The sequence below is a fragment of the Corynebacterium accolens genome, from assembly GCF_023520795.1.
Classification (GTDB): domain Bacteria; phylum Actinomycetota; class Actinomycetes; order Mycobacteriales; family Mycobacteriaceae; genus Corynebacterium; species Corynebacterium accolens.
In genome coordinates this window covers 1,712,725-1,739,478 of sequence record NZ_CP046605.1, presented here as the reverse complement: position 1 = coordinate 1,739,478, position 26,754 = coordinate 1,712,725, and the positions used below count along the sequence as shown (strand labels likewise).

The window sequence follows — 26,754 nt, the reverse complement described above, 5'->3', positions numbered from 1 at the left end:
ACATGGCATTAGAAAACTTCGCCGGGCCGGAGCACTATACCGAATTCGATCCGGAAAAATTCATCCGCGACTTAAAAGCACAAGCAGAGGCGGATAAGGAAGAACAGGACAAGGACTCTGCAGGTGACGCGGGTACGGATAGTCAGTAGCCTGCTGGCAGCAGCAGGGCTGTTTATGGTGGCATCGTGTAGCACCGATGCCACCCAGCAGCAGGATGGGGTGGTTGCACAATCCACCGACACGCCACCGCCGGCGCCGCCGAACGAGTTTTATGAGCCCGCGGTGGTGCCGGTGCCCCCAGGCGCCGCGCTGAACTTAACCACGAGTGACCCGCAGCCGGGCGAGTACTTTAACTTCCAGTCCTGCACCGCGGCGTGGTCCTTCGCGCTTGCCGATGGCCGCACCATCGCCGTGACGGCCTCCCATTGCGGCAAACCTGGCGATAAGGTCTGGGCCGGAACCCAAGAGGGCGATTTCGCCTACCCAGCCGATCCAGTAGGCGAGGTGATCTATTCGGACTTCTTTGCCGAGGAGACCAATCACTTAGACGTTGCCTTCATCGAGCTGTACCGCGATGCGCAGTACTTCACCCCAGGCGAGGTAGCCACCACCGTAGCCACGCAGCTGGACAAGCTGCCGGACGCGGTATGCAAGCTGGGCAGTTCTACCATCGTGACCTGCGGGAACGTGAAAAACGCGGTGGATTCCACACAACTGAATTACCAGGGCCTAGAACACGATTCCAACGCCGCCCTGGCGGAGATGTGCAGCGCGGTCGGGGATTCCGGCGGGCCCGTTTACGGCGATGTGGATGGCCGGCAGACCATCGTGGGGCTGGTCTCTGGAATCACCGAGCCTTTGGACGAGGGGCATAGCTGCGAAGACACGCAACAAAACATCGACGTGGCCTTTACCACCGCACCGGATATCCAGGAATTGGCACTGAAGGTCCTCGGCCCCGTGGCATAGGATCAGGCACAATTGGCTACGCTAGGTGGTATGCCAACGCCTGATTATATTGTGAAGCTGCGCGAATCCATCGGCCACGATCAGATCTTCGTCCCCGCGTGCAGCGCCATCATTCTCCGCGATGTACCAACCGGTGCGGCCCTGTGGGAGGTGCCGTCCGTACTGCTAGTCAAGCGTGCCGATAATGCCGTGTGGACCCCGGTCGAAGGCATCTGCGAGCCGGGCGAGGAGATTACCACCACCGCCTTGCGCGAGGTCAAGGAAGAGGTAGGCCTCGATGCCAAGGTGGAAGCGCTCCTCGGTGTTGGCCAATCCGGTCCGGTGACCTATCCCAATGGCGATGAATGCATGTTCATGAGCACCGCGCTGCGCCTATCTGTCGCCGACGGCGCCGAGCCCGTCATCAGCGATGAAGAAAATACCGAAGCGCAGTGGTTCTCGGTGGCCCACCTCCCGGATAGCGTGTCGCGCCGCCATCGCCTGATGATCGCGGATGCCGTGGCGCACCTCAAGCACCCGCAAGGCTTTTCTCCCCGCATGGGCTGGATGAAGCGCAGCGAGCAGCCCGGGCTCTAGCGCGTTTCCTCCGCGCCTATGAGCAGTCGCTTTAACTCCTGCGCGCTGTTCGCTACGACCAGCTCCTGAGCGATGGACTCCTGAGCATCCGCCGCGTCTATATCGGATCCGCAGCAAATGACCGTGGCATCGATAGTCATCAGCAGCTTTCCCCGCCGCGCGAGCTCAAAAAATAGCTCGCAATTTTCTGGACCCCATTCCCAGGCAGTGCCATAGAAATCCTGGGCGCCCTCGCCAAGCCAGGAGGTTTCAAGCGCTAGGCCTGCTCGGTATAAAAAGATTCCGTCGCGCCGCAATCCGGCGAGCACCTCCCGCACCCCGTCAAGGTCCGCGGCATCCCAGGCGATGAAGGTAATAGGCGAAGAGCTCATGGCTCGATGATAGACGAGGGAAGACACCTCCTAGTGAGTCAGTTCTTTGCGCGTGCGGCCCTCCCAGATCCAGCCTAAGAAACGCGCTGAGCACAGGCACCAGTGCGCGATAAGGAGCAGGGGAATGCTCAGCGCGATAACGTCAAGCCATTCTGAACCATTGACCAATGCGGTCTGGTGCCCGCCCATGCTCACGGTGCCAGGCGGAAAGGTGCACGCCCACCACGCAGGGGAATAGGGAACCCAGCGGGCTGCTTGCGGATAAAAGTTCACCATCGCATACAGCGATAACGGGATGGCGATGGCGAGCGCGATAAGCCCGTAGTACACGGAGACACTGCCGGGGTAGAGGATCTGCATTGCGGTGGTAGATTGCCCAACCACGCCCAGTGGCACCCACGCGGTGGCGGATTTTCCATCGCTAAAATCCACTTTGCCGTGCCACGCCGCCCAGTAGACGTAGACAAATACCGGGACTGCCGTCAGCAAAGACATAGCGAAGAGCGCGGTGCCCATGATGTGGTAAATCTGCCCGTAATCGCGGGCCAACCACCCGGCTACCGATGCCGAAATCATTGGCCCAACCAAGGGGAGACCCCAGGTAAAGCGCGGCTCTCCATCGAAGCGGGTGAGCTGAATGCCCCACGTGATGACGGTGACGGGACCACCCACCCAAAAGCCGACGAGGCGGAATATTCCAATGCCCGTCAACCCCGATAATGCCGCACCAAGCGCGAGGACGCCGATGAAAAACATTGACCATTCCGCCATGGTGGTCCGCTCAAATCGAGGACTGCGGTAGCGGGCGTAACCGGCAGTTAGCACGACGAATATGGCGCATGCAAGTGCAGCAAATACTCCAGCGGCAACGAGCATGTCTTCTTCAACCAACATGCGTGAGACGATGGAGGTGCCCATGAGGCTGCCGGCCCATGCAGGACCAGGAGGGGGAAGTTGGCGGATTTTATCAGTCACTATCCAGATTCTAATTTCATCCGAAGCCTCATACTAAGACTGCGCTACTTTTTACCTGGTGAAAACCCTCATGTGTGCTGCAGAGAGCGTCCAGCCTCAAAGTGGGCTACGACTATGACGAGGCCCTCAACTGGAAGCACGGAAGAAACGCTAGCTTCGCTCAGCCCGGCATTCCTCCTCTGATTTTCCAGACTCAATACAGTTGTGCCAATCAATCTGTCCCTGCACCCATGGCGAGGGCGTGCGCACCTCTGGTTTATTTAAGGCGCATTCTGGATAAGGGCGAACGCTGCCGTCGGTGAATTGGGCAAAGCCATTTTCCCAGCACGAGTTAAAAACGGCGTCCTCAGGAGCATCGGGGTAACCGTTTGTGGTGGCATTACCGGTAGGTGGTGTGGTGTCTTCCATTCCTAATTCTTCGGCTGTCTGGGAGTACCACTCATCACTAACTGCCTGGAATTTTTGGTTGGCGCCGTTGTAATCGTACGGGCCGTCGCACGCACCTGGGGCTACATTGCCCCAGGTTACCTGGGTGGTATTGCAATAGTAGTAACTGCCATTGTCTGGATTGAGGTAGACACCATGGCCGTTAATGTTTGGCTGTGCCACCGTTAGCTGGTCTGGGCTTACGGTTGGTCGCGGCTCGGCGCTCATCGTTTCCTCGGACGAGGGCTTCTCACTTGATTGTGTCGTACTGCTTGAAGTGGAGGAGTGAGTGCTGGAGGTGGCTTCAGAAGTGGTGCTATCGGTGGGCGCCGCTTCTTCAGTGCTACTGGAGCACCCAGCAAGAATAAGGGTTGCTGTCAAAAGAGGGAATAGCTTGTTCATGGTGTTGTCTTTCGATAGAGAGATTGGCTGGCCTAATAGGGAAGGGCGGAGAAAAGGGTGAAGATAGCGCAGTGCCAAAAGAAGGCAGCCACCTAACTAATGCTTAGGTGGCTGCCTTCTATCCGGAGCTAGCTGAGAACTACCGGCGATTTAGCAGTCGAAGTAGAGCTCGAACTCCTGCGGGGTGGGACGCAGGCGCACGGGGTTGATCTCGTTTTCGTACTTGTAGTTGATGTAAGTCTCGAGGAGATCCTCGGTAAAGACATCGCCCTCGGTCAGGAAGTCCATGTCTTCCTTCAGCGCCTCCAGGGAGGCCTCCAAGGAGGTTGGTGCCTGTGGGATGGACTCGGCCTCTGCTGGCGGCAGCTCGTAGAGGTCCTTATCCACTGGGGCGTGCGGCTCGATGCGGTTCTTCACGCCATCCACACCGGCCATCATCATGGCGGCAAAGGCCAGGTATGGGTTGCTGGATGGGTCCGGAGCGCGGAACTCGATGCGCTTAGCCTTCGGGTTGGAACCGGTGATCGGGATGCGGATCGCAGCCGAACGGTTGCGCTGGGAGTACACCAGGTTGATAGGCGCCTCGAAGCCAGGAACCAAGCGGTGGTAGGAGTTCAGCGTTGGGTTGGTAAAGGCGAGCACGGCGCCTGCGTGGTGGAGGATGCCGCCGATGAAGTAGCGGGCGATATCGGAAAGCCCTGCGTAGCCAGCCTCATCGTGGAAGAGGGGCTCGCCATCCTTCCACAGGGACATGTGGGCGTGCATGCCGGAACCATTATCGCCGGCCAGCGGCTTAGGCATGAAGGTCGCGGTCTTGCCCCACTCCTGGGCGGTGCGCTTGACCACGTACTTGAAGGTCTGGATGTCATCGCCGGCGTGCAGTAGGGAGTTGAAGCGGTAGTTGATCTCGTTTTGTGCCGCGCCCACCTCGTGGTGGAAACGCTCGATCTCAAATCCGACCTCTTGCAGGTTGGCCACGATGTCATCGCGGACCTCGCTGTGCTTATCGTACGGCGGGGTGGGGAAGTAGCCACCCTTTACGCGGGTCTTGTAACCGGTATTGGGGGTGCCGTCCAGGTTGGTCTCGTTATCGCGGTTCCACCAGCCTTCATCGGAGTCCACCTCATAGAAACCGTGCTGCATATCGGTGCCAAAACGTACGGAATCGAAGAGGTAGAACTCGGCCTCGGCGCCGAAGTTGCAGGTATCGGCGATGCCCGTGGACTGCAAGTATTCCTCGGCCTTGCGGGCGATATTGCGCGAGTCACGGGTAAAGGGCTCAAAGGTAAAAGGATCATGGACGAAGAACTTGATATTCAGGGTCTTCGCCGAACGGAAGGGATCGATATGCGCGGTGGCCGGATCCGGCAGCAGCGTCATATCGGATTCCTCAATGGTGGTAAACCCACGAATGGAAGAACCATCAAAGGCCAAGCCATTTTCGGCATCTTCTTCAGTAAATTCGCTGGCAGGGATGGAAAAGTGGTGCTCGGTGCCGGGGACGTCCGTAAAGCGGACATCCACGAACTTTACGTCCTCATCCTGAATATATTGGACGATGTCCTGCACTGTCTCGAAAGACAAGATTGCCTCCTGTTTGTTGGCCGATGAATTATCTGCCTATAGCCTACTAGTTTTATCCGGCCGGCATGGCCAATAGCCTCGTTTCACTTCTGAGTGAGGGGCAACTAAATTGGTGAGCATGGCAGACAAGCGCACGTGGCTCGATGGGCCCAATATTCCGGGCGAATATGACGATGCAGGAACCCCCGGACGGTGGCCCGGTGAAAACCTGGGCCTGCCGGAATCCGGACCCGGATCCATGGCGTCGGTAGGCCGCCGCGCAGGCGCCGTGGCCATTGACTGGATCATTTGCATGCTCTTGGCCAACGTCATCCACATGGTCACCACGCAGCTTGGCGGCGTGTCCTTTTTGGGCTACGCGCTCTGGGCATTAATGGGCATCGTATGTGGCTGGCTATTCGCACGCACTCCCGGAATGCTCATCCTTGGTATGGGCGTGGCCCGCCTGGATGTGCCTGGCGCGCAGGTGGGGCTCTGGCGCGCGGCAGTGCGCACGCTGCTGACCGGCGTCATCTTCCCGGCCGCCATGGTGGATGCGGACGGGCGCGGCATGCACGACCGTGCGACGGGCACCATCGTTATTAACTCTTAGCGGCGCGCGGGGATAAGTCCTGCGCACCGTATAGCCACGAAAACCACGACAGTCCCTGCAACCTTTCCCAATCGGGTGGTTGCAGGGACTGTTTGTGTTGTAGAGCAAGGCGAGAGCCGAAAGCCTAGCCAAGGCGAAGGGCTAACGGTGTGTTTAGCCCTTGCCCTTGCGTTGTTGCGCGCGGCGCATGCGGCGGTTCATGCCGGACATGTTCTGTGCCTGCTGCGGCATTGGGCCCTTGGGCATGCCCGGCATCGTCCCAGGCATCGAGTCCATGGCCTCAATGCGGCGGATATTGTCGTAGGTGGCGTTCTTATTGTAGTTGCGCGGCAGCTTCATGAGGCGGTTGCGCAGCTTGGATACCGGCACCTCGTCTTCGCCGGTGCCGACGTAGACTTCATAGACCGGCACGCCGCCGGCAATCTTGTCCACGCGCTTTTTCAGCTGGTTAAGGGTGGGGCGAAGGCGGTTCTTATTGCCCTCGCACACGAAGATGACGCCCGCATTGCCGATGACCCGGTGGATAAGGTCCTGCTGGCGGGTGGCGGCGATGCCGGACTTTACGGACCACACGATGCCGACGGTATTGCGCAGCTGCTGCTCCAAGGCCCAACCGGCGGCGCCGGGCTGGTCTTCGACGCGCTTGTACATATCGCGTTCCAAGCGGCGGGTAAACAGGAACATCGCCAAAAGCGCGCCCAAACCCAAGCCGATAATCAGCATGAACCACTGGCCATTAAAGAGCGTGCCAATGAGGAAGAATAATAGGCCGACGCCGAGGAAGGCGGCCAGCATGATAGGGATGAGCGCCTTATCCTGCTTGCGCTGCAAATTGAATGCCTGCCACAACTGTGACCAGGTTTGCTTACGCTTTTGGCGCTTGGCCGCGCGTTCTTGCTTCTTGGCAGCTTTCAGGGCTGCTTTGTCATCTTTCGCCATGGTTCCTACTTTAAAGGTCAGGTGACATAAATGTTAAACGGCCCCCGCAGATGGCGAGGGCCGAATAAGAATATTCCGAGGTTTAGCGCACGGTTGCCGCGACCGAATTAGCATTGGCCGGAGTCTTGGCCATGCGGGTGGTCACCGGGGTTTCCTTGGAGGGGCCGTACTTATCCAGCAAAGTGGATGCCTCCTGGGCGGTAGCGCCCTGGGACGTTTCCTTCAGGTGCTGGAGGTTTTCCGGCAATTCCAGGCCGCGCTTTTCCATGGCCTGCACGTACAGGCGGCCGGCGCGGTAGGAGGAGCGAACCAGCGGGCCGGACATGACGCCGCCGAAGCCCAGTTCCTTGGCCAGCTTGGAGTGGGCCACGAATTCCTCCGGGCGCACCCAGCGCTCGATGGGGTGGAAGCGCGGGCCGGGGCGCAGGTACTGGGTGATGGTGATGATGTCACAGCCAGCCTCGCGCAGGTCGCGCAGTGCTTCCTCGACTTCGTCCTCGGTCTCGCCCATGCCCAAAATCAGGTTGGACTTGGTAATAAGGCCGTAGTCGTGGGCCTGGCGGATGACATCGAGGGAGCGCTCGTAGCGGAAGGCCGGGCGGATGCGCTTGAAGATGCGCGGCACGGTCTCCAGGTTGTGCGCGAAGACCTCCGGTTGTGCCTCAAAGACCTCTTCGAGCAGGTCTGGCTTGCCAGAGAAATCCGGGGTGAGGTTCTCCACGCCGGTGTGCGGGTTGAGCTCGTGGATCTTGCGCACGATCTCCGCATATAGCCACGCGCCCTCATCTGGGAGGTCATCGCGGGTCACACCGGTAATGGTGGTGTAGTTAAGGTCCATTTCCTGGATGTTTTCGGCCACGCGGCGCGGCTCGTCGCGGTCAAGCGGCTCCGGCTTGCCGGTAGCGATATCGCAGAAGTCGCAACGGCGGGTGCACTTATCGCCGCCGATGAGGAAGGTCGCCTCGCGGGATTCCCAGCATTCGTGGATATTCGGACAACCGGCTTCTTGGCAGACGGTGTGCAGGGAAGCGCCGGCCACGCGGGACTTCATGTCCTCATAGCCCGGTCCGGTGCGTACCTGGTTGCGGATCCACCGCGGCTTTTGTTCGATGGGCGACTCCGCATTTTTCTTTTCAATGCGGAGCATCTTGCGTCCTTCAGGCTTTACAGTCACAAATACTCACTTTATCGATCAAAGATGGTGATGGCTAATAGCTCTTCTAGGTTCAAGGCGCGCGGGCGCACAACTATTCCACGCTAGCCCCAAACTAGGGCCACCGGGCTTAAGCCTGCGCTTGCCGACGCCGCTCCCGCGCCTTCTCATTCGCAATCTTCGTGGGATCGGGCGCGGAACCGAAACTGTGGTCGGCGACGATGAGTCGGCCCGAGAGGGCATCATCAAGCGCCCGCAAAAGCGGCTTAGCGGCTTTCTCCATCGTGACCTCGCGGCCGAGTTCTAGCGACAGCGTGGTGATATCTGCATCATCGATGCCACAGGCCACGATGTGATCGTAATACTCCAGCGTATTGCTGCAGTTAAGTGCGAGGCCGTGCATGGTCACCCCGCGGGTAATGCGGATTCCCAGCGCCGCAATCTTGCGATCGCGCTGCGAGGCGGAAGGATCTTTAGCCTGGGTGGTAGAAGGAACCCACACCCCAGAGCGGCCGTCGATGCGGCCTGCGGTAGTCACGCCCAGCTCGCGCACCGCCTGGATGGTGGCCTCCTCGAGGCGGCGGACATAATCGACAACATCGACAGGTTCCGCCAGCTTGATGATGGGGTAGAGCACCAACTGCCCCTCGCCATGCCAAGTAATGCGCCCGCCGCGGTCCACGGTGATAACCGGCAGATCGTTATCCGGCATGTCCTCAGGCTGCGTGCGCTTGCCCGCGGTGTAGATATTGGGGTGTTCGACCACTAAGACCACATCGTCCTGCGTGCCCTGCGCGCGCGCCGCCGCCACCTCTGCCTGATAATCCCACGCCTCTTGGTAATCCATGCGGCCCAAGTGGCGTATTTCAAGAGGATTGTCCGAGGCGCGAATGGAGCGTTCAGCGGGAAAGAAAGGATCGCGTGGTGCAGTCATAATCTCTAGTGTCGTCTTCTTTGGTGGGGAAAAGCAAAGCGGGAGAATGCCATGGCATCCTCCCGCCTTATTTTATGTTCGAGGGTGTCGAACGAACCGCCTTTTAGTCCAGGCCGTTAGCGGAGGCGTATTCGTCAGCCTCCATGAGCTCGCCTGCTTCATCCACCTCGACCTCAAAGAGCCAGCCTTCACCGAAGGGGTCGTTGTTGATGACGGCGTAGTCATCGTGCACGGCATCGTTGACGGCCTTCACGGTGCCGGTGACCGGGGAGAACAGGTCAGACACGGACTTGGTGGATTCGACCTCGCCACAGGAATCGCCGGCGGTGACGGTATCGCCAACCTCAGGCAGCTCTGCGAAGACGACCTCACCCAGGCGGTCTGCGGCCACGGAGGTGATACCGATGCGAACGGTCTTGCCTTCCACGGCGTCCTTGGCGGCGTTTACCCATTCGTGGTCTTCGGAGTAGGAAAAGTCTTGGGGCAGGTTAGACATGATATGGAGTCCTTTCGGGCTGAATATTTAGGGTATGCGGGTGGCTTACTTATCGCGCTTGTAGAACGGCAACGCGGTTACCTCAAAAGGATAACGCTTGCCGCGGATTTCTACTTCGACCGCGGTGCCCGGTTCGAGCTCCGCGCTGGTATCGAGCAGCGCAATGGCCACTGGGTGGCCGAGCGTGGGGGAGGGCTGGCCAGAGGTGACGGTGCCGACCTTGGTGTCATTGAGGAAGACCTCGGCGCCGGCGCGCGCGGCGCGGCGCTGATCCGAGGTGAGCCCGGAGATAACGACCTGTGGGCCTTCCTCGGCGCGCTTGCGGATGACCTCTGCACCGACGAAGTCCGCTTCCTTTTTGGCAAAGGCGCGCGACATGCCCGCCTCTACCGGGGTGATATCGCGGGAGAGCTCGTTGCCGTAGAGCGGCATGCCGGCCTCCAGGCGCAGCGAATCGCGCGCGGCTAGGCCACACGGCTTGATGTCATATTCCGCGCCCGCCTTGAGCAATTCTTCCCACAGCTGCGGGGCATCGGAGTTATAAACGATGAGCTCGAAGCCATCCTCACCGGTATAACCGGTGCGCGCGATGATGGCGAAGGTGCGCGCCACCTTGCCCATCGTGGCGGCGTAGTAGCCCAGCTCGTAGACGGCCTCTTGCTTATTGTCCTCTACCAGCGGGACGAGGATCTCCGCGGCCTTGGGGCCCTGTACGGCGATCATGGCAACATCGCGGGACTCGTTTTTGAGCTCAACGTCAAAACCCTCGGCGCGCTTATTAAGTTCGTCCCAGACGGTATCGGCATTGCCAGCATTCGGCACGACGAGGAACTTTTCTTCCTCGAAGCGATAGGAAATCAGGTCATCGATGATGCCGCCGTCTTCAGCGGTGATCATGGAGTACTTGGCCTTGCCCACCTTCAGCGAATCCAGGTTCGAGATGAAGGAGTAGGACAAGAACTTGCCGGCATCGGGCCCATTGACCCAGATTTCTCCCATGTGGGAGAGATCAAACAGGCCGGCGCTGGTGCGAACGGCGCGGTGTTCTTCCAGTTCGCTGTTGTACTTCAGCGGCATATTCCACGGCCCAAAGGCCGTGAAGGTAGCGCCGAGTTCCTCGTGCTTGGCATTGAGCGGGGAGGTTAGAAGTTCGGTCATTGTTACTCCTCGGAATCGTCGATCTCGAATGCTTCTGGCGGCGGGCAGCTGCACACCAGGTTGCGGTCGCCGTAAGCCTCATCGAGGCGGCGAACCGGTGGGAAATACTTGTAGCTATGCAATAGGGACTTCACCGGCCACGCGGCCTTGTCGCGGCCGAAGGAGTACTCCCAGTTATCGGTAGCCACCGACTCAGCCGTAAACGGTGCGTGGTGGATGACGGAGTCCTCATAGGCCGCCTCACCGTCGATGATCTCCTGGATTTCGGCGCGGATGGTGCGCATGGCTTCGACGAAGCGATCCAGCTCGCCCTTGTCTTCAGACTCGGTGGGCTCAATCATCAAGGTGCCGGCCACGGGGAAGGCCAGGGTGGGGGCATGGAAGCCGAAGTCGATGAGGCGCTTGGCCACATCGGCGGCGGTGACCCCGGAGGCATCGGTAAGCTCGCGCAAATCGATGATGCACTCGTGCGCCACCAAGCCCTCGTTGCCGGTGTAGAGGACAGGGAAGTACTCGTTGAGCGAGGCCGCCAGGTAGTTTGCGCCCAATACGGCGTGGCCGGATGCGGCGGCAAGGCCCTCGGCACCGGTCATGGCCAGGTAAGCCCACGAAATGGGCAGGACGCCGGCGGAGCCGTACTTGCTGCCGGTAATGGGAACACCCTGGCCTACCGGGGTTTCCGCGGTGGCGTCAAGCTCAGGGGACGCGGCATCGCTGGGCAGGAACGGGATGAGGTGCTCTGCCACCGCTACCGGGCCAACGCCCGGGCCGCCGCCACCGTGGGGAATGGTGAAGGTCTTGTGCAGGTTGAGGTGGGAAACATCGCCGCCGAAATCGCCCGGGCGAGCCCAGCCGGTCAGCGCGTTCATGTTGGCGCCATCGATGTAGACCTGGCCGCCGACCGCGTGCACCTTATCGCACACATCGCGCACCTCGGGGTCGAAGACGCCGTGAGTGGAGGGGTAGGTGACCATGATGCCGGCGATGTGGTTGCCGTGCTTTTCGATCTTTTCTTCCAAGTCCGCGACGTCAATGGAGCCGTCCTCGGCGGTCTTGACCACGGCGACGCGCAGGTTTGCCAGGGTCGCAGAGGCGGCGTTGGTGCCGTGCGCGGAGGCCGGAATGAGCACGACATCGCGCTCATTATCGCCATTGGCCACGTGGTAGCGGCGAATGGCCAATAGACCCGCCAACTCGCCCTGGGATCCGGCATTGGGCTGGATGGAGACCTTGGCATAGCCGGTAAGCTCGGCGAGCCAGCCTTCGATTTCTTCCACCAGCGCGCGCCAACCCGTCGTGGTTTCTTCCGGGGCATATGGGTGGATGCCAGCGAATTCTGGCCAGGAGATGGGCTCCATGGCCGCGGTGGGGTTGAGCTTCATGGTGCACGAACCCAGCGGAATCATGGAGCGGTCCAGCGCCAAGTCCTTGTCCGCGAGCTTGCGCAGGTAGCGCAGCATCTGGGTCTCGGAGTGGATAGAGTGGAAAATCTCGTGCTCCAGCGGCTCCTCGGCGCGCTGCAGGTTCTCCGGCAGGTCAAAGTTCGCTTCCGCCGGGCTGGCGCCGAAGGCCTCTGTCAGGTGTGCGACATCGCGGGCCGTAGCGGATTCACCGAAGGATACGGATACCTTGTCCGTGCCAATCGCGCGCACCAAGTAGCCCGCATCCTGCAGGTCGGCCTTGATCTTCTGCGCATCGACACCGGCGACGGTGACGGTATCGAAGAAGTCCCGAGCCGTAATCTCCAGTCCGGTATCCACGATGGACTGAGCGAAGGAGGAGGCCAAGCCGTGCACACGCTCGGCGATGTCCTTCAGGCCCTTCGGCCCGTGGTAGACGGCGTACATCGAGGCCACATTGGCCAAAAGGGCCTGAGCGGTACAGATATTGGAGGTCGCGCGCTCGCGGCGGATGTGCTGCTCGCGGGTCTGCAGCGCCAAGCGGTAGGCCGGGCGGCCATCTGCATCCTTGGAGACGCCGACGATGCGGCCCGGCATCTGGCGCTTGAGCTTATCCGTTACCGCCATGTAGGCAGCGTGTGGGCCGCCGAAGAAGAGGGGAACGCCAAAGCGCTGGGACGAGCCCAAGACGATATCGGCACCCAAGTTGCCGGGGCCTTCCAGAAGCAGCAGGGACAGTGGGTCAGTGACCACAGAGGCCAACGCGCCGCGGGTGTGCAGCTCTTCAATCAGGGCAGAGGGGTCGAAAATTTCGCCTTCGGTGCCGGTGTAGGCGATGACGGCACCGATGAGGTCTTCACCCACCAAGCCCTCGCGCACGTCCACGATCTCTACCTCGAGGTCAATGGCGCGGGCGCGCTCAGCGGCAACGGTAAGCACCTGCGGGTGGAGGCGGGAGTCCAGCACGACGCGGCGGCCCTTCTTTACCGCGCGCGACATCAGACCGACGGCCTCGGCTGTAGCGGAAGCCTCATCCAACAAGGAAGCATTCGCGATGGGCAGCCCCGTCAAAGACTCGATCATGGTCTGGAAGTTGAGCAAGGCCTCCAAGCGGCCCTGGGAAATCTCGGGCTGGTACGGGGTGTACGCGGTATACCAGCCGGCATCCTCAAGCAGGCCGCGGCGGATGACGGCCGGGGTCAGGGTATCCGAGTAGCCCTGGCCATAGAAGGGCTTCAGTACAGTGTTTTGATTGGCGAACTCCCGCAAAGCGGCCTGTGCCCCGTCTTCAGAGAGCGCTTCTGGCAGGTGGGGAAGTTCCTTAGCGCGGATCTTGGGTGGAATGGCGGCATCGACAAGCGCTTGCACGCTGTCGTAGCCCACCGTCCCGAGCATGGCGGACTGCTCGGCAGAATCCGGCCCTAGGTGGCGGGAGATGTAATCCATCTGTGAGGTCTCCTTCATCGGGTGCAATGGTCTTAACCGCCCCTAAGTATATGTTTAATAACCGGTAAAAACAGCGCCCTTGACAAACTTTTATGCAGTAACTCACCGATGAAAATGTGTCGTAGCCCGCTTACCTCCCACTTAGTGAAATATGTCCTGTAGTGCCGGGATAAAACTCCTCTGATATTTGTGCCGGAAGTTCTCCCGCTACACCCCCGCGGAGTACCCCAGGCACGACAAAACCTCCCGTCCCCTTCGCGTTGAAGGAGTGGGAGGTATGCCAGTTAGCTAACTGCTTTTAGATATCGAGGTCAGCCTCGAAGTCTGCAGTCTCCAGACGGTCCTTGATGGTGGTGATGAAGCGACCAGCGTCTGCACCATCGATGACCTGGTGGTCGTAGGTGAATGGCAGGAAGCACATCTGGCGGATGGCGATGGCGTCCTGGCCGTTCTCGTTGACCACGACGGCGCGCTTCTGGATAGCTGCGGTACCCAGGATTCCGGCCTGTGGCGGAACCAGGATCGGGGTATCGAGCAGGGCGCCCTCGGAACCGATATTGGTCACGGTGAAGGTCGCACCGGTCAGGTCATTCGGCTTCAGCTTGTTATTGCGGGCCTTATCAGCCAGCTCTGCAATCTGCTGCGCGATTTCCGGCAAGGACAGGTCCTGTGCCTTGTGGATGACCGGGGTGAGCAGACCCTTCGGGGTGTCTACGGCAATGGCGACGTTGACATCCTCGTGGTAGGTCATCTCCTTGGTCTCTGGGTCATAGGAGGCGTTCACGTTCGGGTGGGAAACCAGAGCCTCCGTGGTGGCCTTCACAATGAACGGCAGGAAGGACAGGTTGGCGCCGTACTTATCAATGAACGCCTGCTTGCTCTTCTTGCGCATATCCCAGATAGGAGTCATGTCGACTTCCTGCACGTGGGTAAGCTGTGCGGAAATCTGCAGCGCTTCCACCATCTTGGTAGCGGTGATTTCGCGGATACGGTTGACCTTCTTGGTGGTGCCGATAAGCTCCTGCTTTTCCGGATCCACGGACTTGGTGGACCAGCGTGCGCGTGGGGAGTCAGCAGTCTTCTTATCGTCGCCTGCCGATGCCTTCGCATCGCCCTCGCCAGCAGCGGCCAGGACGTCTTGCTTGCGGATGCGTCCGCCTACGCCGGTGCCCTCAATGGAGTTGAGGTCCACGCCGTGCTTATCAGCCAGCTTGCGCACCAACGGGGTGACGTATGGAACGTTATCGCCGTTGTTGACCTTGGCGGAGGTGTTCAGGGAAGAATCCTGCTTCGGCTCTTCCTTCTTCTCCTCCTTGGCAGGCTCGCCCTTGTCTTCCTTCTTCTCGTCAGACTTGGACTCTTCCTTCTTGTCCTCGGACTTGGTTTCTTCCTTGTCTTCGGACTTGTCGTCGTCGGAGTCGTCGGAGGATGGTGCGGCGTTTTCGTCGCCGACGCGGGCGATGGCTTCGCCGACCTCGATGGTTTCGTCTTCTTCGGCGAGGATTTCTACCAGGGTGCCGGCAACGGGGGAAGGAATTTCGGTGTCGACCTTGTCGGTGGAGACCTCGAGTAGTGGTTCGTCTACCTCGACGGTGTCGCCGACGGACTTGAGCCACTGGGTGATGGTGCCCTCGGTGACGGATTCGCCGAGCTCGGGCATTTCGACATCGGTGGTCTCACCGGAGGACTTAGCGGAGGAGTCAGACTTGGACTCTTCCTTCTTGTCCTCGGACTTGGTTTCTTCCTTGTCTTCGGACTTGTCGTCGTCGGAGTCGTCGGAGGATGGTGCGGCGTTTTCGTCGCCGACGCGGGCGATTGCTTCGCCGACCTCGATGGTTTCGTCTTCTTCTGCGAGGATTTCTACCAGGGTGCCGGCAACGGGGGAAGGAATTTCGGTGTCGACCTTGTCGGTGGAGACCTCGAGCAGTGGTTCGTCTACCTCGACGGTGTCGCCGACGGACTTGAGCCACTGGGTAATGGTGCCCTCGGTGACGGACTCGCCGAGTTCAGGCATTTCGACATCGGTGGTCTCACCGGAAGCCTTGGAGCTGGAACCGGACTTCTTCTCGTCCTTGTCTTCCTTTTCCTCGGACTTGGTTTCCTCCTTGTCCTCAGACTTGTCATCGTCGGAGTCATCAGAGTCATCGGAAGAGGAGCCAGCCTCGTCTTCATCACCGATGACGGCGATCACCTCGCCGACCTCGATGGTGTCGTCTTCTTCGGCCTTGATTTCTAGGATGGTGCCTGCAACGGGGGAGGGGATTTCGGTGTCGACCTTGTCGGTGGAGACCTCGAGCAAAGGCTCGTCCACCTCGACGGTGTCGCCGACGGACTTAAGCCACTGGGTAATGGTGCCTTCGGTTACGGACTCGCCCAGCTCGGGCATCTCAACGGAGTTCGCCATGAGTTTTAAGACTCCTCGAAAAGTTGGAAGTATTCTATCGCTACCGCACAATCTTACAGCGTGATGCCCGTCATCGTGCAGTAGTGGGGTTAGTAATACCCTCCATGCGGGTAAACTAGTGGGTTATGTTCAACCTCTTCCGCCGCAATAAGTCCCGATCGCCACTGCGACCGCCCCGCGGTCCGGGAGAAACTATCCGCCCAGAAGATGAACAAGAGCTCAAAATGTGGGCCGCCGATAAGGCATTTATTGAGGCATTTATCGAGCCAGAGACCGTGGTCAATGAAATGTCCGTGGTCGTTGTGGATGAAAAGGGTGAGTTTATTCGCCGGCGCATCGGCGGGCCGAAGGGGATTGGCGCGGTAGGAAAACTGTTGCAATGCGACGTTTTTGATGTCGAAGAAACCGGGTACCCCCAACGCATGCGCGAGCGCATGGAACGCCAACGCATCTTGCGTAAAAGGGAAGAACAGCGCCTTCGCCGCGCCCGCTTTGAGCGCGGCGAAAACCCTGATTCGGGGCAGGACTTAAGTTAATCGGCCTAGACGATGGTGGCGCCGGCCTTTCCTAACTTCGCTAGGGCGGCATCCCCGCGATCTGGATCAACAGGAGAGCAATACTCGCTTAAGACGCGGACGGAAAAGCCTTCCTTTAAAGCATCCGCCGCGGTTGCTTGCACGCAGTGATCCGTGGCAATGCCGACGATATCCACCGCGTCGATATCGTGCTCGCGCAGCCACTCCGCCAGCAATACGCCGTTTGCTGCGCCCTCAAAGCCGGAGTACGCGGCGGTGTATTCGCCCTTGCGGAAATATGCTTGCGCAGGCCCGATGGCCTCGTGCATCTGAGCCCCATAGGAATCGGCGACGCAGTGCACCGGCCAGGAATCGACAAAATCCGGGTCCTCCGCAAAGTGGGAACCCGGATCGATGTGCCAGTCCTGCGTGGCAACGACGGTGTCATACTCGGACTGCAAAGAAGAGATCTTCTCTGCAACCTCGTTGCCGCGATCGGTGCCAAGCGCGCCGCCTGGGCAAAAATCGTGTTGGACATCAACGATGATTAAAGCAGTGTTCATAACTCCGCTATTTTAGGCCCAGGCGGCTACGTGAGGTATTACTTTGATTCAGCAATCTCGCGTAGGGCAGCGATGACGGTGCGGGTGGGAACGCCCGTACCCATCTTTGGCGTATAGCCATAAGCGCCGGTGGTATTGAAGGAAGGCCCGGCGACATCGATATGTGCCCATTCGATGCCCTCGCCCACGAACTGCTTTAAGTAGGTGCCGGCGTATTCCATGCCGCCCTCGCGCTTGGCGTTGATATTGCGGATATCGGCGCTGGCGGATTTCACGGATTCATCGTGTTCTTCCAATAGCGGCATGGCCCAGGCATTTTCGCCGACCTCGCGGCCGATGCCCGCCATGCGGTCACGGAAGTCTTCCGAACCCATGACGCCCGCGGTGCGCTCGCCTAGGGCGACCATCTGGGCGCCGGTTAGCGTGGCGGTTTCGATGAGGAAGTCGGGCTTATCCTCGCTGGCGCGCGCGATGGCATCGGCAAGCACGAGGCGGCCTTCCGCATCGGTATTGAGAACCTCAGAGGTAATGCCGCCGTAGTGGGTTATGACATCGCCTGGGCGGGTGGCGTTATCGCCCGGCATGTTTTCTGCCAGCGGCAGGGTAGCGGTGATCTTCACCGGCAGGTTGAGCTTGGCCGCAGCGATGATGGAGGCGGCCATGGCGGCGGAACCGCCCATATCGGAAATCATGTCCCACATGCCAGAACCCGGCTTCAAGGAAATGCCGCCGGTATCGAAGGTGATGCCCTTGCCCACGAGCGCCACGTGCTTCTTCGCCTTCTTCGGGTTCCAGCTCAGGCGCACCAGGCGCGGCGGGCGAGCGGAACCGCGGCCAACGGCGGTAATGCCGCCAAAGCCCTGCTTCTGCAGCGCCTTTTCATCCAGGATTTCCACCTCGAGGCCAACTTCTTTAGCCTGGGCGGAGAGGAAGTCTGCATAAGACTCCGGGTACAGCAGGTTGGACGGGGTATTGACCAGGTCGCGGGCAATCACCACGGACTCCGCGGTGATCTTGGCCGCCTCGAACTCCTCGCGGGCGGACTTTTCTGCCACCACGGTAAAGGCGGCTGGCTGCTCGGAATCCTTGCCAGGCTTAGAGCGCAGCCCCTGGAATTTGTAGCCGCCCAAGATGAGGCCTTCTACCGTGGGAGCGATTCCGAAATCGCCCAAGGAAGTGGCTACCTCTTCCACCTTGGAAATCGAGCGTGCGGCGCTGCCGGCGGCGCGGCGCAAGGTTTCTGCATCGAGGTCCTCGGCATCGCCAAGGCCGACGGCGATGATGGAATCGACCTCTGCCTTCTTAGGCGCTGGGATGCGGGTGACCTCATTGGCCTTGCCGGTTGCTCCCACGGCGATAAGGGACTCGTATGCTTCGCGCAGCGCGGCCGACTTGAGCAGCGAGGTGCCCGGAAGCTCAATGCCCTCCTCGCCCTTAAATGCGGCGATGAGTAGGGCCTGCGCGTTCTTCGGGGCCTTCTTTTCTAGCTTAAGCTCCGGAAATGCCCCACGTGCGGGTCCAGTGTGCTGAGACATAAAGTCCTCCTTTTTAATTGGTACTAATGAAACTTCTGCCCATGATACCGCGCTAGAGTGAACATATTCCTACCCGGCTATAGATAAAAGGAGTAGATTGTGGGCATGCTTGATTACACGATCACCCGTACGAATCAACCAACGGCGGCAGCAGATTTAGATAAAATCCTGGCCAATCCCGGCTTTGGCCAGCACTTTACGGACCACATGGTTACCATCGATTGGTCCACGGACAAGGGCTGGCACGACGCGCAGGTCCGCCCCTACGGCCCGCTGACGATGGATCCAGCGAGCAACGTCTTCCACTACGGCCAGGCCGTCTTCGAGGGCATTAAGGCCTACCGGCAGCCCGATGATTCCATCGTTACCTTCCGCCCCGAGCAAAACGCGCAGCGTTTTATCAATTCGGCGCAGCGCTTGGCGATGCCCGAGCTACCGCAAGAAGAGTTCATCGAGGCGCTGCGCCAGCTGGTGGACATCGATAAGAGCTGGGTTCCAGAGGCAGGCGGGGAAGCATCGCTCTACCTGCGACCCTTTATGATTTCGACCGAGGTATCGCTGGGCGTGCACCCGGCCAATGCGTATCGCTTCATCCTCTTGGCCTCGCCCGCCGGTGCGTATTTCAGCGGCGGCATCAAGCCTGTTTCGGTGTGGTTATCTACCGACTTTGTCCGCTCCGCGCCGGGCGGAACCGGTGCCGCGAAATTCGCCGGCAATTACGCCGGTTCCTTGTTAGCGCAAGCACAAGCCGAAGAAAAGGGCTGCGATCAAGTGGTCTGGCTGGATGCCATCGAACGCCGGTATATCGAGGAAATGGGCGGGATGAACCTCATGTTCGTCTACGGTACCGGCAGCGACGCCGAGATTGTCACCCCAGCCCTTTCCGGATCTCTGCTGCCCGGCATTACCCGCCAATCCCTGCTGCAGGTCGCCGAAGACATGGGCTACAAGGTAACCGAGCGGCGCATCACCGCCGAAGAATGGCAGCGCGATGTGGAATCGGGCGAGATGACCGAGGCCTTTGCCTGCGGTACCGCCGCCGTCATCACGCCGGTGGGACGCGTGCTTGGTGAGGACACCGATTTCAGCGTCAATAATAATGAGGCCGGCGAGGTTTCCATGGCTTTGCGCGAGCGCCTAACCGGTATCCAGCGCGGCGCCGTGGATGATGCCCACGGCTGGTTGCACACTTTGGTCTAGCACGCCACAGTGAAACGCGGCGTGAGGCGGACCTGCGCCGCGCAGTTAGGCCTCTGCCTGCGTTGTGTCCGCAGTAACTTCTACGCCTAGCAATAATAGGGGTAGGGCAGCCAAGGCGCCGAGTGCCGGTACCGGTTCCATCTGTAAATCCAGCAGGGGCTCTAGCCGCAGCTTCTTTAAAGCCAGCCGGTGAGCCGGCTGCGGCGCGATATTGGTGGCAAGAAGCCAGTCGTGGATCCGCGTGTCGGTAGCGGCGCATGCGGCGGCGGTGGCGGTCAAGGGGGCATCGACAAGCAGGGGCGTGCGACGCCTAGCCGCCTGGGACATAAATCCCACCAGCGCGGCCAATACGGGGGAGCCACAGGCCTTTATGAGCTCCCGCCCAGTCAGGCCGCGCATCCGAAACATGGAATCGCGAATGGCCGCAACCTCGGCCTTCCAGTCCTCGACGCTCGGCTGCTTGCCGACGACCACCACCGGCTCCTCCTGCGCCATCACCCCCATGGCGGCCGCGGCAACCTGCGTGGTGTCGATGCCGCCCGGAATGAGCAGATCCGCACCGCCATCGATTTCCGCATCCGCCGCCTGCACGCCTAAGTCATAGGCCGTGGAGCAATCCGTCACCGTGACAGAAATAATGCTGGCCCCGACCCGCCGCGCCGCGGTCTCCGTGGCCTGGGGGATCCCTTCACCGTCCTCGGCGAAAATTACGGCCCGCACCCGCTGTGGCTCGGAAGCGGGGGATCGATCTTGGCAGGCGGCGAGCCACTGTGCGGCATCGCTTAGCCTGCCGTAGGGATAAAGCTGCGGGGAATCAGCCATGAGCGTGCTTCCTTAAACGTCGGCACCGCGCTCGACGCGCGGGCGAGGAATGCGCCACTTGCGGGGCTGGCTGGCGCGGGAAAATGCGTAGAATCCCAGTCCAAAGCCGGTGGCGGTGGTGCCGGGGAACTTCTTGCGAACCGCATTATTAGCACGGCGGCCCAGCCAGATGCCGTCGATGGCGAAGATGAGGATGACCACCATAGCAATCGCATTGATGAGGCCGGCGATGCTGGGGGCCGCATAAGTCACAAAGACCACAACGATAAGGGCAAGCGCCATCGGCATTACCCATTCCGAAAGCGTGCGGCGGGCATCGATCCAATCGCGCACGTAGGCGCGCTCTTCGCCCTGATCGCGGGCTGGGAGGAAGCGCGGATCGCCTTCGGCCATGCGCTCCTGGCTTTCGCGATTGCGCTGGTTGCGCTCCTTGCGCTCCTGTTTTTTATATTCTTTCCACTCGTCCTTGCTCATGGACTTTTTGAGTTCCTTGCGGCGCTTATAGCGCTGCGCATCGGATACCCCATGTGGATCGCGCTTCACGCCGCGCGCGATTTCTTGTTCCTGGCGCTTTGGCGTGGGACGACCCTTCGGCGGGGTATACCCCTTGCGGTGGGTTTCTTCCTGAACTTCTTCCTGCACGGGAGCGGGTTCAGGGGAGGTCTTGTCATCTTTTTGCCACGGAAGTTTCACGCTGATCAGACTACAAGGTTTCGACCCCAAGAGGGGAATAGGCCCGCCCACGGCGTTGTTATTACTATGGGCTACCTTTTCCCTCCTTGTAGATGCGGGTAGGGTAGTGGCTACGCAACCAAGACACATTTGAGGAGAAGTGATGACCGCTCCAGTTTCCGAAACCGGCGTCATTCTGACCGAGGCCGCAGCCGCAAAGGCAAAGGGCCTGCTTGATCAGGAAGGCCGCGACGATCTCTCCCTGCGCATCGCAGTACAGCCCGGCGGCTGCGCTGGCCTGCGCTACCAGCTCTACTTCGATGACCGCAGCCTTGATGGCGACAAGGTCGACGAGGTGGGTGGCAACAAGCTCGTCGTGGACAAGATGTCCGTGCCGTACCTTACCGGCGCCAAGATCGACTTTGCTGACACCATCGAGTCCCAGGGATTTACCATCGATAACCCGAATGCCACCGGCTCCTGCGCGTGTGGCGATTCCTTCAACTAAACAGAGGGATAAAGAAAAAGGGTGAGTGCTTCGCGGCGCTCACCCTCTTTTTATGTCTTTAAAGCTCTGCGTGGAGCTTTACCCAGTGCGGCTTAAAGCTTGACCGGGTACTCGCGCTGCTCGATCTGCGGGTCGATGCGCTTTTCCACAAAGATACCGTGCCAGATCATAAAGGACAGCACGGTCCACAGGCGGCGAGAGTGATCGGAAACGCCATCGCGGTGCTCCTTGAGCATCTCCAGAACTTCCTTCTTATTGAAGATGTCCTCCGTCTGGGAATCGTTGATGGTGTCTTGTGCCCAGCCGTAGAGCTCGTCGCCAGCCAGCCAGTGGCGCATGGGTACAGGAAAGCCCAGCTTCTTGCGGTTGAGGACGTGCGCGGGAACGATCTGCTCCATGGCCTTACGCAGGGCATACTTGGTGGTGCCGTGGGAAATCTTCAGATCGTGCGGAATGGATTCTGCGACCTTGAATACTTCCTTATCCAGGAATGGCACGCGCAGCTCCAAGGAGTTGGCCATGTTGATCTTATCGGCTTTGACCAAAATGTCACCGCGCATCCAGGTAAACAGATCAAGGTGCTGCATGCGGGCTACCGGGTCAAAGTCTTCCGATTGCGCATAGATGGGTGCGGTGACCTCGCGGTGATCCCATTCGCGCTTGGCCCATGGGATAACGCGCTGCATCTCCTCAAAGTTAAAGGACCGCGCATTGCCGTAGTATCGCTCCTCCATGGTCATGGAGCCGCGGTTAAGTAGGGACTTGCCCTTCATGCCATCAGGCAGTACGCGGGAGAGCTTGCCCAGGCCCTGGCGCAGGGGAGAGGGGATCTTCTCAAATGGCGCGAGGGACAGCGGTTCCTTATAGATGGTGTAGCCGCCGAAGAGCTCGTCGGCGCCCTCACCGGAGAGGACCACCTTGACGTGCTTGCGGGCCTCTTGGGCCACGAAGAAGAGCGGTACGAGGGAAGGATCGGCCACCGGATTATCCAGGTACCACATGATCTTAGGGATCGACTCAGCATATTCTTCCGGCGAGACGATCTTGACGATGTGCTCTACGCCGATAGCTGCCGCCGATTCTGCGGCCACGTCCACCTCGGAATAGCCTTCGCGCTCGAAACCAGTGGTAAACGTCAGCAGATCCGGGTTATGGCGCTTGGCCAGGGTAGCGATGGCGGTGGAGTCGATGCCGCCAGACAGGAAGGAACCCACGGTGACATCGGCACGCATGTGCTTAGCGACGGAATCCTCCAGCGCTTCTGCAATCCGGTCAAAGAGCTGTTGTTCTTCGCCTTCTGGAACCTGCTGGACCGGAAAACGCGGCATGAAGTAGCGCTCGGATACGACCTCGTCACCCGGCTTCAAGGTCACCGTGCAGCCGGATTCCACGCGGCGAATATTGGCGTGCAAAGATTCCGGTTCCGGCACGTATTGCAGGTCGACGTAGTGCTCGATGGCGCGGCGGTCAAGGTTGAGTTCTAGACCAATGTCCTCGGCCATGTCCAGGATGCACTTCATCTCGGAGGCAAAGACCGTGCCGGCGTCCGTAGTGGCATAGTAAAGCGGCTTGATGCCAAACTGGTCGCGCGCGGCAAACATGGTCTTGGTCTTGGTATCCCAAATGACGATGCCAAACATGCCGCGGAGGTGCTCGACGACATCCTTGCCCCAGTGGTGGTAGCCCACCGCAATGGGTTCGCCATCGCCTTCCGTATAGAAGGTATAGCCCAAGGCCTTGAGTTCTTCGCGGAGCTCAACGTAGTTGTAGATCTCGCCGTTAAAGGTAAGGGCATACCGCTCTGGTTCATCCTCAGGGCCCCAGCGCAGGGGCTGGTGGGAATGTTCCAGGTCGATAATGGACAGGCGGTTAAAGCCGAAGGCGGCGTCGCCATCATGCCAAGTACCGGCTGCGTCCGGTCCGCGGTGGTGCATGCAAGGAAGCGACCGCTCCAGCGCGTCGACATATTTGTCCACGTCACCGGTGGCCGCGAGCATGCCAAGAAGTCCGCACATGTAAAGATAGCTCCTTTTAATTAAGCGACTAGTGCTCGGTGTCCTACTTTACGGTGCATGGGGTGGAAACCAGAAAGCGCCACGGCTTGGAAGAAGCTGCGGAAAAGCTTAAATTCAGCTTCCCCGTAAGGGTGCGAACTTTCGGATGATGGCCGGAATTGTTCCCTGTGAGTTAAGGCACATGGCGAAGGCGCAGACTGGGGGTACGGTTGGAACATTGTGCAGGTGGGGCGGTAACCTACTGATTCGTGGATATTAATTGAGCGCGCTGGGTCTCCTTTAAAGCTTCAAAAAGGCTGGGAACCAAGCATTTATCCATTATTCTGATTGGGTAAGGGTGCTCTGTGAGTATTCGAGAAGTTTGTGTGGACAGAAAGGCAGAACACACGTGGGACAGCGTAATAAGCGCACCTTCGCCCGTAAGGCGGGCGTAGCTGGCGCACTTGCCCTAGGCGGTCTCGCCCTGGCTGGTTGTGACGTTCAGGCGCCAACTGCTGTAGAGAACCTCCTGGGATTCGGTTGGCCAAAGGGTGTGACCCCTGAGGCTGAAGCAATGTATAACTTCTGGATCTGGGTCTGGGTTGCAGCTTGGATCGTCGGCTTCGTAATGTGGGGCCTTTTCCTTACTGCGATCTTCCGCTGGAGCGCGAAGAAGGCAAAGCGCGATGGCAAGGGTGAATTCCCGCGCCAGACGCAGTACAACGTGCCATTGGAGATGGTGCTGACCATCGTTCCAATCCTGATCATCATGACCTTGTTCTTCTTCACGGTGCAGACCCAGCAGAAGGTCACCGCATTGGATAAGGATCCAAAGGTCACCGTTGACGTCACAGCATTCCAGTGGAACTGGAAGTTCGGCTACGCCGAGAACCGCGTCAACGGTGAGAACTACAACGGTGCGGACGAAGCGCGTCAGGCTGAAGCAGAAAAGACCGCCCATGACCCTGAGGGTGTGGACAACCCCAACCCAATTCACGGTAAGTCCAAGGGTGACCTTTCCTACCTCAACTACAACAAGATTGAGACCGTAGGCTCCACCGAAGAGGTTCCGGTTCTGGTACTTCCTTCCGATACCGCCATCGAGTTCCGTCTGGCTTCCGCTGACGTTTCTCACGCGTTCTGGGTACCGGAGTTCTTGTTCAAGCGCGACGTATACGCGCACCCTGAGGCCAACGCCCAGGAGCGCAGCTTCCAGATCGAATCGATTGATAAGCAAGGTGCCTTTGTTGGCCGCTGTGCTGAGATGTGCGGTACCTACCACTCCATGATGAACTTCGAGATTCGCGTTGTGTCTCCAGAGGACTTCAATGCCTACATGGACTTCCGCGAGAAGAACCCGAACGCCACCAACGCCGAGGCGTTGAAGGAAATCGGCCAGGATCCGTACGCAGTTACCACCCACCCGTTCTCCGGCGAGCGCGACACCGCCGATGGTGACAACTACGTTAAGACCGCGGCATAAGAGATAAGGACATTACACAATGCGTGCTACATCGAAAGTCTTTTACTCAATCGCGACCTACCTTTTCGTCTCGCTGATTGTTTATATCTTTGGCGTCACCCTCGTGAAGGATGATGGTTACCTCTACGGTGCCGAGTGGGTTGGCATCGTGGGCATGTTCCTCTCCGTCGTGCTCTGCCTCATGCTGGGCGGCTACCTGCACTTCACCGATAACCGCAGCGACGTTCTGCCGGAAGACTGGGAAGAAGCAGAGACCGAAGACTCCGCTGGTATCTTGGGCTTCTTCTCTCCAAGCTCCATCTGGCCGCTGGCCATGGCCGGTGCCATCGGCTTCTTGGGCCTGGGCGTCATCTTCCTGTACTACTGGCTCATCGCTTTGGGCGCCGTGTGCTTGATTGCTGCCTGCACCGGCCTGTCCTTGCAATACGGTCTGCCTAAGGAAAAGCACTAGAAATTATCTAGTCGCAGCCACTGCCTAAACTTCTCAGCCCTCCTCACCATTCCTCGGTGGGGAGGGCTTTGGCGATCTGCGTCGGAAATCGACGGGTAAAGTTCCCGCGGTTCCTAAATTTTTTTAGAGGAGGGGGAGAGGAGTTGCGTCCAGGTTTTAAGTGGGCAGCAAAAGCGCATCCCAGCACGTAAACGGCTATTTCTGCGGGGGTCAACCGAAAGTTGCAAAGCGGCCATTTTCCCCGAAAAGCACCGTGTGATTTATCTCTCTAAGAAACTTGCCGAAACCGGTTGCGGACGAAGGGCAGATCATCGTGCATCGGCTAGGTCGAGTCGTAGGAATTGCGGCTATAGCCGGAGTTTAAGTGTGTCACCTGCGTTGATGTCTCGTCGGATAAGAATACAAAAAGTTCCCAGGTATTTATTGTTGACGGATCTCGTTCGTTTCCTTATTGGTAGCTGGCAATTTGGTGAAATCCGAATAGAGAAAGCGGGGGGAATTGAAGTGACTTTAGGATCCAGAACGGCCATAATTACCACTGTGACGAGCGTAGTTTCTAACCAAGGTATGACAGCACCACGTGTTGCCTCGCTGAACCGACCCAATATGGTCAGCGTGGGCACCATCGTGTTCCTGTCTCAGGAATTGATGTTCTTTGCCGGACTGTTCGCGATGTGGTTCACCTCGCGAGCGAACGGCCAGGAAGGCGATTGGGCAGAGCACACTGCCCATATCAACCTGCCAATGGGCTTTCTCATTACTGCAGTGTTGATTTCTTCCTCCGTGACCTCGCAGTTCGGCGTGTTTGCCGCAGAAAGGGGTGACGTTTACAAGCTTCGACTCTGGTACACCATCACGCTGGTATTGGGTGTTGTCTTCCTGGGCATCATGGCGTTTGAGTGGGCTGAGTTGATTCACGCAGGCGTGACGGTACAGTCCAGCGTCTTTGGTTCGGTGTTCTACATCATCACCGGCTTCCACGCTGCGCACGTAACCGCCGGTTTGATTTCCTTTGCAATCATCCTGGCGCGTATCGCTAAGTCTAAATTCACGCCGGCACAGGCCACCGCCGCGATGGCAGTGTCCTACTACTGGCACTTCGTTGACGTTGTGTGGATCGGTGTGTTCACCGTTATCTACTTGATTCAGTAGTGTCGGCGACCCTCTCCCCAAAACAGTCCTCCCG

The 26,754-nt window shown here is 59.2% G+C and carries 26 protein-coding genes; 10 read left to right on the top strand and 16 right to left on the bottom strand.

Going from position 1 to position 26,754, the window contains the following annotated elements; all coding sequences use genetic code 11:
* Positions 1 to 2: 2 nt before the first annotated feature.
* From CACC_RS08295 to CACC_RS08285, 3 genes are read left to right on the top strand one after another with little or no spacing between them, the layout of a single operon-like run.
* Positions 3 to 149, top strand: a complete 147-nt coding sequence (locus CACC_RS08295) for a hypothetical protein (protein ID WP_005278279.1) — start codon at positions 3 to 5, stop codon at positions 147 to 149.
* Positions 124 to 969 (top strand): trypsin-like serine protease, encoded by an 846-nt coding sequence (locus tag CACC_RS08290; protein ID WP_244262141.1) that lies wholly within the window; start codon positions 124 to 126, stop codon positions 967 to 969. The genes CACC_RS08295 and CACC_RS08290 overlap by 26 nt, the downstream gene beginning before the upstream one ends.
* Before the next feature lie 30 nt (positions 970 to 999).
* Positions 1,000 to 1,545, top strand: a complete 546-nt coding sequence (locus CACC_RS08285; protein WP_005278283.1) for an NUDIX hydrolase — start codon at positions 1,000 to 1,002, stop codon at positions 1,543 to 1,545.
* Here CACC_RS08285 and CACC_RS08280 read toward each other — a convergent pair.
* The 4 genes from CACC_RS08280 to glnA all read right to left on the bottom strand — a co-directional run bounded on the left by CACC_RS08280 (position 1,542) and on the right by glnA (position 5,303).
* Positions 1,542 to 1,916 carry a hypothetical protein gene (locus CACC_RS08280; protein ID WP_005278284.1) on the bottom strand — a complete coding sequence of 125 codons (375 nt, stop codon included), beginning with the start codon at positions 1,914 to 1,916 and terminating at the stop codon, positions 1,542 to 1,544. The genes CACC_RS08285 and CACC_RS08280 overlap by 4 nt on opposite strands.
* A 30-nt stretch (positions 1,917 to 1,946) precedes the next feature.
* Positions 1,947 to 2,891 carry a TDT family transporter gene (locus tag CACC_RS08275; protein ID WP_005278286.1) on the bottom strand — a complete coding sequence of 315 codons (945 nt, stop codon included), beginning with the start codon at positions 2,889 to 2,891 and terminating at the stop codon, positions 1,947 to 1,949.
* A gap of 150 nt (positions 2,892 to 3,041) precedes the next feature.
* The gene (locus tag CACC_RS08270; protein ID WP_155802713.1) at positions 3,042 to 3,719 is read right to left on the bottom strand and encodes a hypothetical protein; all 678 of its coding nucleotides are present in this window, start codon (positions 3,717 to 3,719) and stop codon (positions 3,042 to 3,044) included.
* Positions 3,720 to 3,869: 150 nt separating this feature from the next.
* Positions 3,870 to 5,303: a type I glutamate--ammonia ligase gene (gene glnA, locus CACC_RS08265; RefSeq protein WP_005278291.1), complete on the bottom strand. Its 1,434-nt coding sequence runs from the start codon at positions 5,301 to 5,303 to the stop codon at positions 3,870 to 3,872.
* Between the two features lie 118 nt (positions 5,304 to 5,421).
* Here glnA and CACC_RS08260 point away from each other — a divergent pair, with 118 nt between their 5' ends.
* The gene (locus CACC_RS08260; protein WP_005278294.1) at positions 5,422 to 5,895 is read left to right on the top strand and encodes an RDD family protein; all 474 of its coding nucleotides are present in this window, start codon (positions 5,422 to 5,424) and stop codon (positions 5,893 to 5,895) included.
* A 153-nt stretch (positions 5,896 to 6,048) separates the two neighbouring features.
* On the opposite strand, the gene CACC_RS08255 is transcribed toward CACC_RS08260, so the two are convergent.
* The 7 genes from CACC_RS08255 to sucB all read right to left on the bottom strand — a co-directional run bounded on the left by CACC_RS08255 (position 6,049) and on the right by sucB (position 15,825).
* Positions 6,049 to 6,834: a DUF4191 domain-containing protein gene (locus CACC_RS08255; RefSeq protein ID WP_005278297.1), complete on the bottom strand. Its 786-nt coding sequence runs from the start codon at positions 6,832 to 6,834 to the stop codon at positions 6,049 to 6,051.
* A gap of 82 nt (positions 6,835 to 6,916) precedes the next feature.
* Entirely contained in the window at positions 6,917 to 7,981 is a 1,065-nt protein-coding gene (gene lipA, locus CACC_RS08250) for a lipoyl synthase (RefSeq protein ID WP_005278301.1), read from the bottom strand.
* Positions 7,982 to 8,117: 136 nt separating this feature from the next.
* The gene (lipB, locus tag CACC_RS08245; RefSeq protein WP_005278305.1) at positions 8,118 to 8,921 is read right to left on the bottom strand and encodes a lipoyl(octanoyl) transferase LipB; all 804 of its coding nucleotides are present in this window, start codon (positions 8,919 to 8,921) and stop codon (positions 8,118 to 8,120) included.
* 103 nt (positions 8,922 to 9,024) lie between these two features.
* Positions 9,025 to 9,417, bottom strand: a complete 393-nt coding sequence (gene gcvH / locus CACC_RS08240) for a glycine cleavage system protein GcvH (RefSeq protein ID WP_005278306.1) — start codon at positions 9,415 to 9,417, stop codon at positions 9,025 to 9,027.
* A 45-nt stretch (positions 9,418 to 9,462) separates the two neighbouring features.
* Entirely contained in the window at positions 9,463 to 10,575 is a 1,113-nt protein-coding gene (gene gcvT / locus CACC_RS08235; protein ID WP_005278308.1) for a glycine cleavage system aminomethyltransferase GcvT, read from the bottom strand.
* A 2-nt stretch (positions 10,576 to 10,577) separates the two neighbouring features.
* The gene (gene gcvP / locus CACC_RS08230; RefSeq protein ID WP_035108429.1) at positions 10,578 to 13,421 is read right to left on the bottom strand and encodes an aminomethyl-transferring glycine dehydrogenase; all 2,844 of its coding nucleotides are present in this window, start codon (positions 13,419 to 13,421) and stop codon (positions 10,578 to 10,580) included.
* Positions 13,422 to 13,719: 298 nt separating this feature from the next.
* On the bottom strand, positions 13,720 to 15,825 hold the full coding sequence (gene sucB, locus CACC_RS08225; protein WP_249852939.1) for a 2-oxoglutarate dehydrogenase, E2 component, dihydrolipoamide succinyltransferase: 2,106 nt from the start codon (positions 15,823 to 15,825) through the stop codon (positions 13,720 to 13,722).
* A gap of 125 nt (positions 15,826 to 15,950) precedes the next feature.
* On the opposite strand from sucB, the gene CACC_RS08220 reads away from it, so the two are divergent.
* Positions 15,951 to 16,361 carry a hypothetical protein gene (locus CACC_RS08220; RefSeq protein ID WP_035108430.1) on the top strand — a complete coding sequence of 137 codons (411 nt, stop codon included), beginning with the start codon at positions 15,951 to 15,953 and terminating at the stop codon, positions 16,359 to 16,361.
* A gap of 5 nt (positions 16,362 to 16,366) precedes the next feature.
* Here CACC_RS08220 and CACC_RS08215 read toward each other — a convergent pair whose 3' ends face one another.
* Positions 16,367 to 16,903 carry an isochorismatase family protein gene (locus tag CACC_RS08215; protein WP_005278330.1) on the bottom strand — a complete coding sequence of 179 codons (537 nt, stop codon included), beginning with the start codon at positions 16,901 to 16,903 and terminating at the stop codon, positions 16,367 to 16,369.
* A 38-nt stretch (positions 16,904 to 16,941) separates the two neighbouring features.
* Positions 16,942 to 18,438, bottom strand: a complete 1,497-nt coding sequence (locus tag CACC_RS08210; RefSeq protein WP_005278336.1) for a leucyl aminopeptidase — start codon at positions 18,436 to 18,438, stop codon at positions 16,942 to 16,944.
* Positions 18,439 to 18,543: 105 nt separating this feature from the next.
* Here CACC_RS08210 and CACC_RS08205 point away from each other — a divergent pair, with 105 nt between their 5' ends.
* The gene (locus CACC_RS08205; protein WP_005278339.1) at positions 18,544 to 19,638 is read left to right on the top strand and encodes a branched-chain amino acid aminotransferase; all 1,095 of its coding nucleotides are present in this window, start codon (positions 18,544 to 18,546) and stop codon (positions 19,636 to 19,638) included.
* A gap of 45 nt (positions 19,639 to 19,683) precedes the next feature.
* Here the strand turns inward: CACC_RS08205 and CACC_RS08200 are convergent, their stop codons facing one another.
* Positions 19,684 to 20,460, bottom strand: a complete 777-nt coding sequence (locus CACC_RS08200; RefSeq protein ID WP_005278341.1) for a nicotinate-nucleotide--dimethylbenzimidazole phosphoribosyltransferase — start codon at positions 20,458 to 20,460, stop codon at positions 19,684 to 19,686.
* Positions 20,461 to 20,472: 12 nt separating this feature from the next.
* The gene (locus tag CACC_RS08195; protein WP_005278343.1) at positions 20,473 to 21,153 is read right to left on the bottom strand and encodes a DUF3043 domain-containing protein; all 681 of its coding nucleotides are present in this window, start codon (positions 21,151 to 21,153) and stop codon (positions 20,473 to 20,475) included.
* 142 nt (positions 21,154 to 21,295) lie between these two features.
* Between CACC_RS08195 and CACC_RS08190 the strand changes: the two genes are divergently transcribed.
* Positions 21,296 to 21,640, top strand: a complete 345-nt coding sequence (locus CACC_RS08190) for a HesB/IscA family protein (RefSeq protein ID WP_005278345.1) — start codon at positions 21,296 to 21,298, stop codon at positions 21,638 to 21,640.
* Between the two features lie 92 nt (positions 21,641 to 21,732).
* Here CACC_RS08190 and asnB read toward each other — a convergent pair whose 3' ends face one another.
* On the bottom strand, positions 21,733 to 23,655 hold the full coding sequence (asnB, locus tag CACC_RS08185) for an asparagine synthase (glutamine-hydrolyzing) (protein WP_249852938.1): 1,923 nt from the start codon (positions 23,653 to 23,655) through the stop codon (positions 21,733 to 21,735).
* A gap of 388 nt (positions 23,656 to 24,043) precedes the next feature.
* On the opposite strand from asnB, the gene ctaC reads away from it, so the two are divergent.
* The 3 genes from ctaC (at position 24,044) to ctaE (ending at position 26,720) form a co-directional block, all read left to right on the top strand.
* On the top strand, positions 24,044 to 25,117 hold the full coding sequence (ctaC, locus tag CACC_RS08180) for an aa3-type cytochrome oxidase subunit II (protein WP_005278347.1): 1,074 nt from the start codon (positions 24,044 to 24,046) through the stop codon (positions 25,115 to 25,117).
* A 19-nt stretch (positions 25,118 to 25,136) separates the two neighbouring features.
* On the top strand, positions 25,137 to 25,568 hold the full coding sequence (ctaF, locus tag CACC_RS08175) for an aa3-type cytochrome oxidase subunit IV (RefSeq protein WP_005278348.1): 432 nt from the start codon (positions 25,137 to 25,139) through the stop codon (positions 25,566 to 25,568).
* Between the two features lie 540 nt (positions 25,569 to 26,108).
* Positions 26,109 to 26,720, top strand: a complete 612-nt coding sequence (gene ctaE / locus CACC_RS08170) for an aa3-type cytochrome oxidase subunit III (RefSeq protein WP_369707792.1) — start codon at positions 26,109 to 26,111, stop codon at positions 26,718 to 26,720.
* Positions 26,721 to 26,754: the final 34 nt, after the last annotated feature.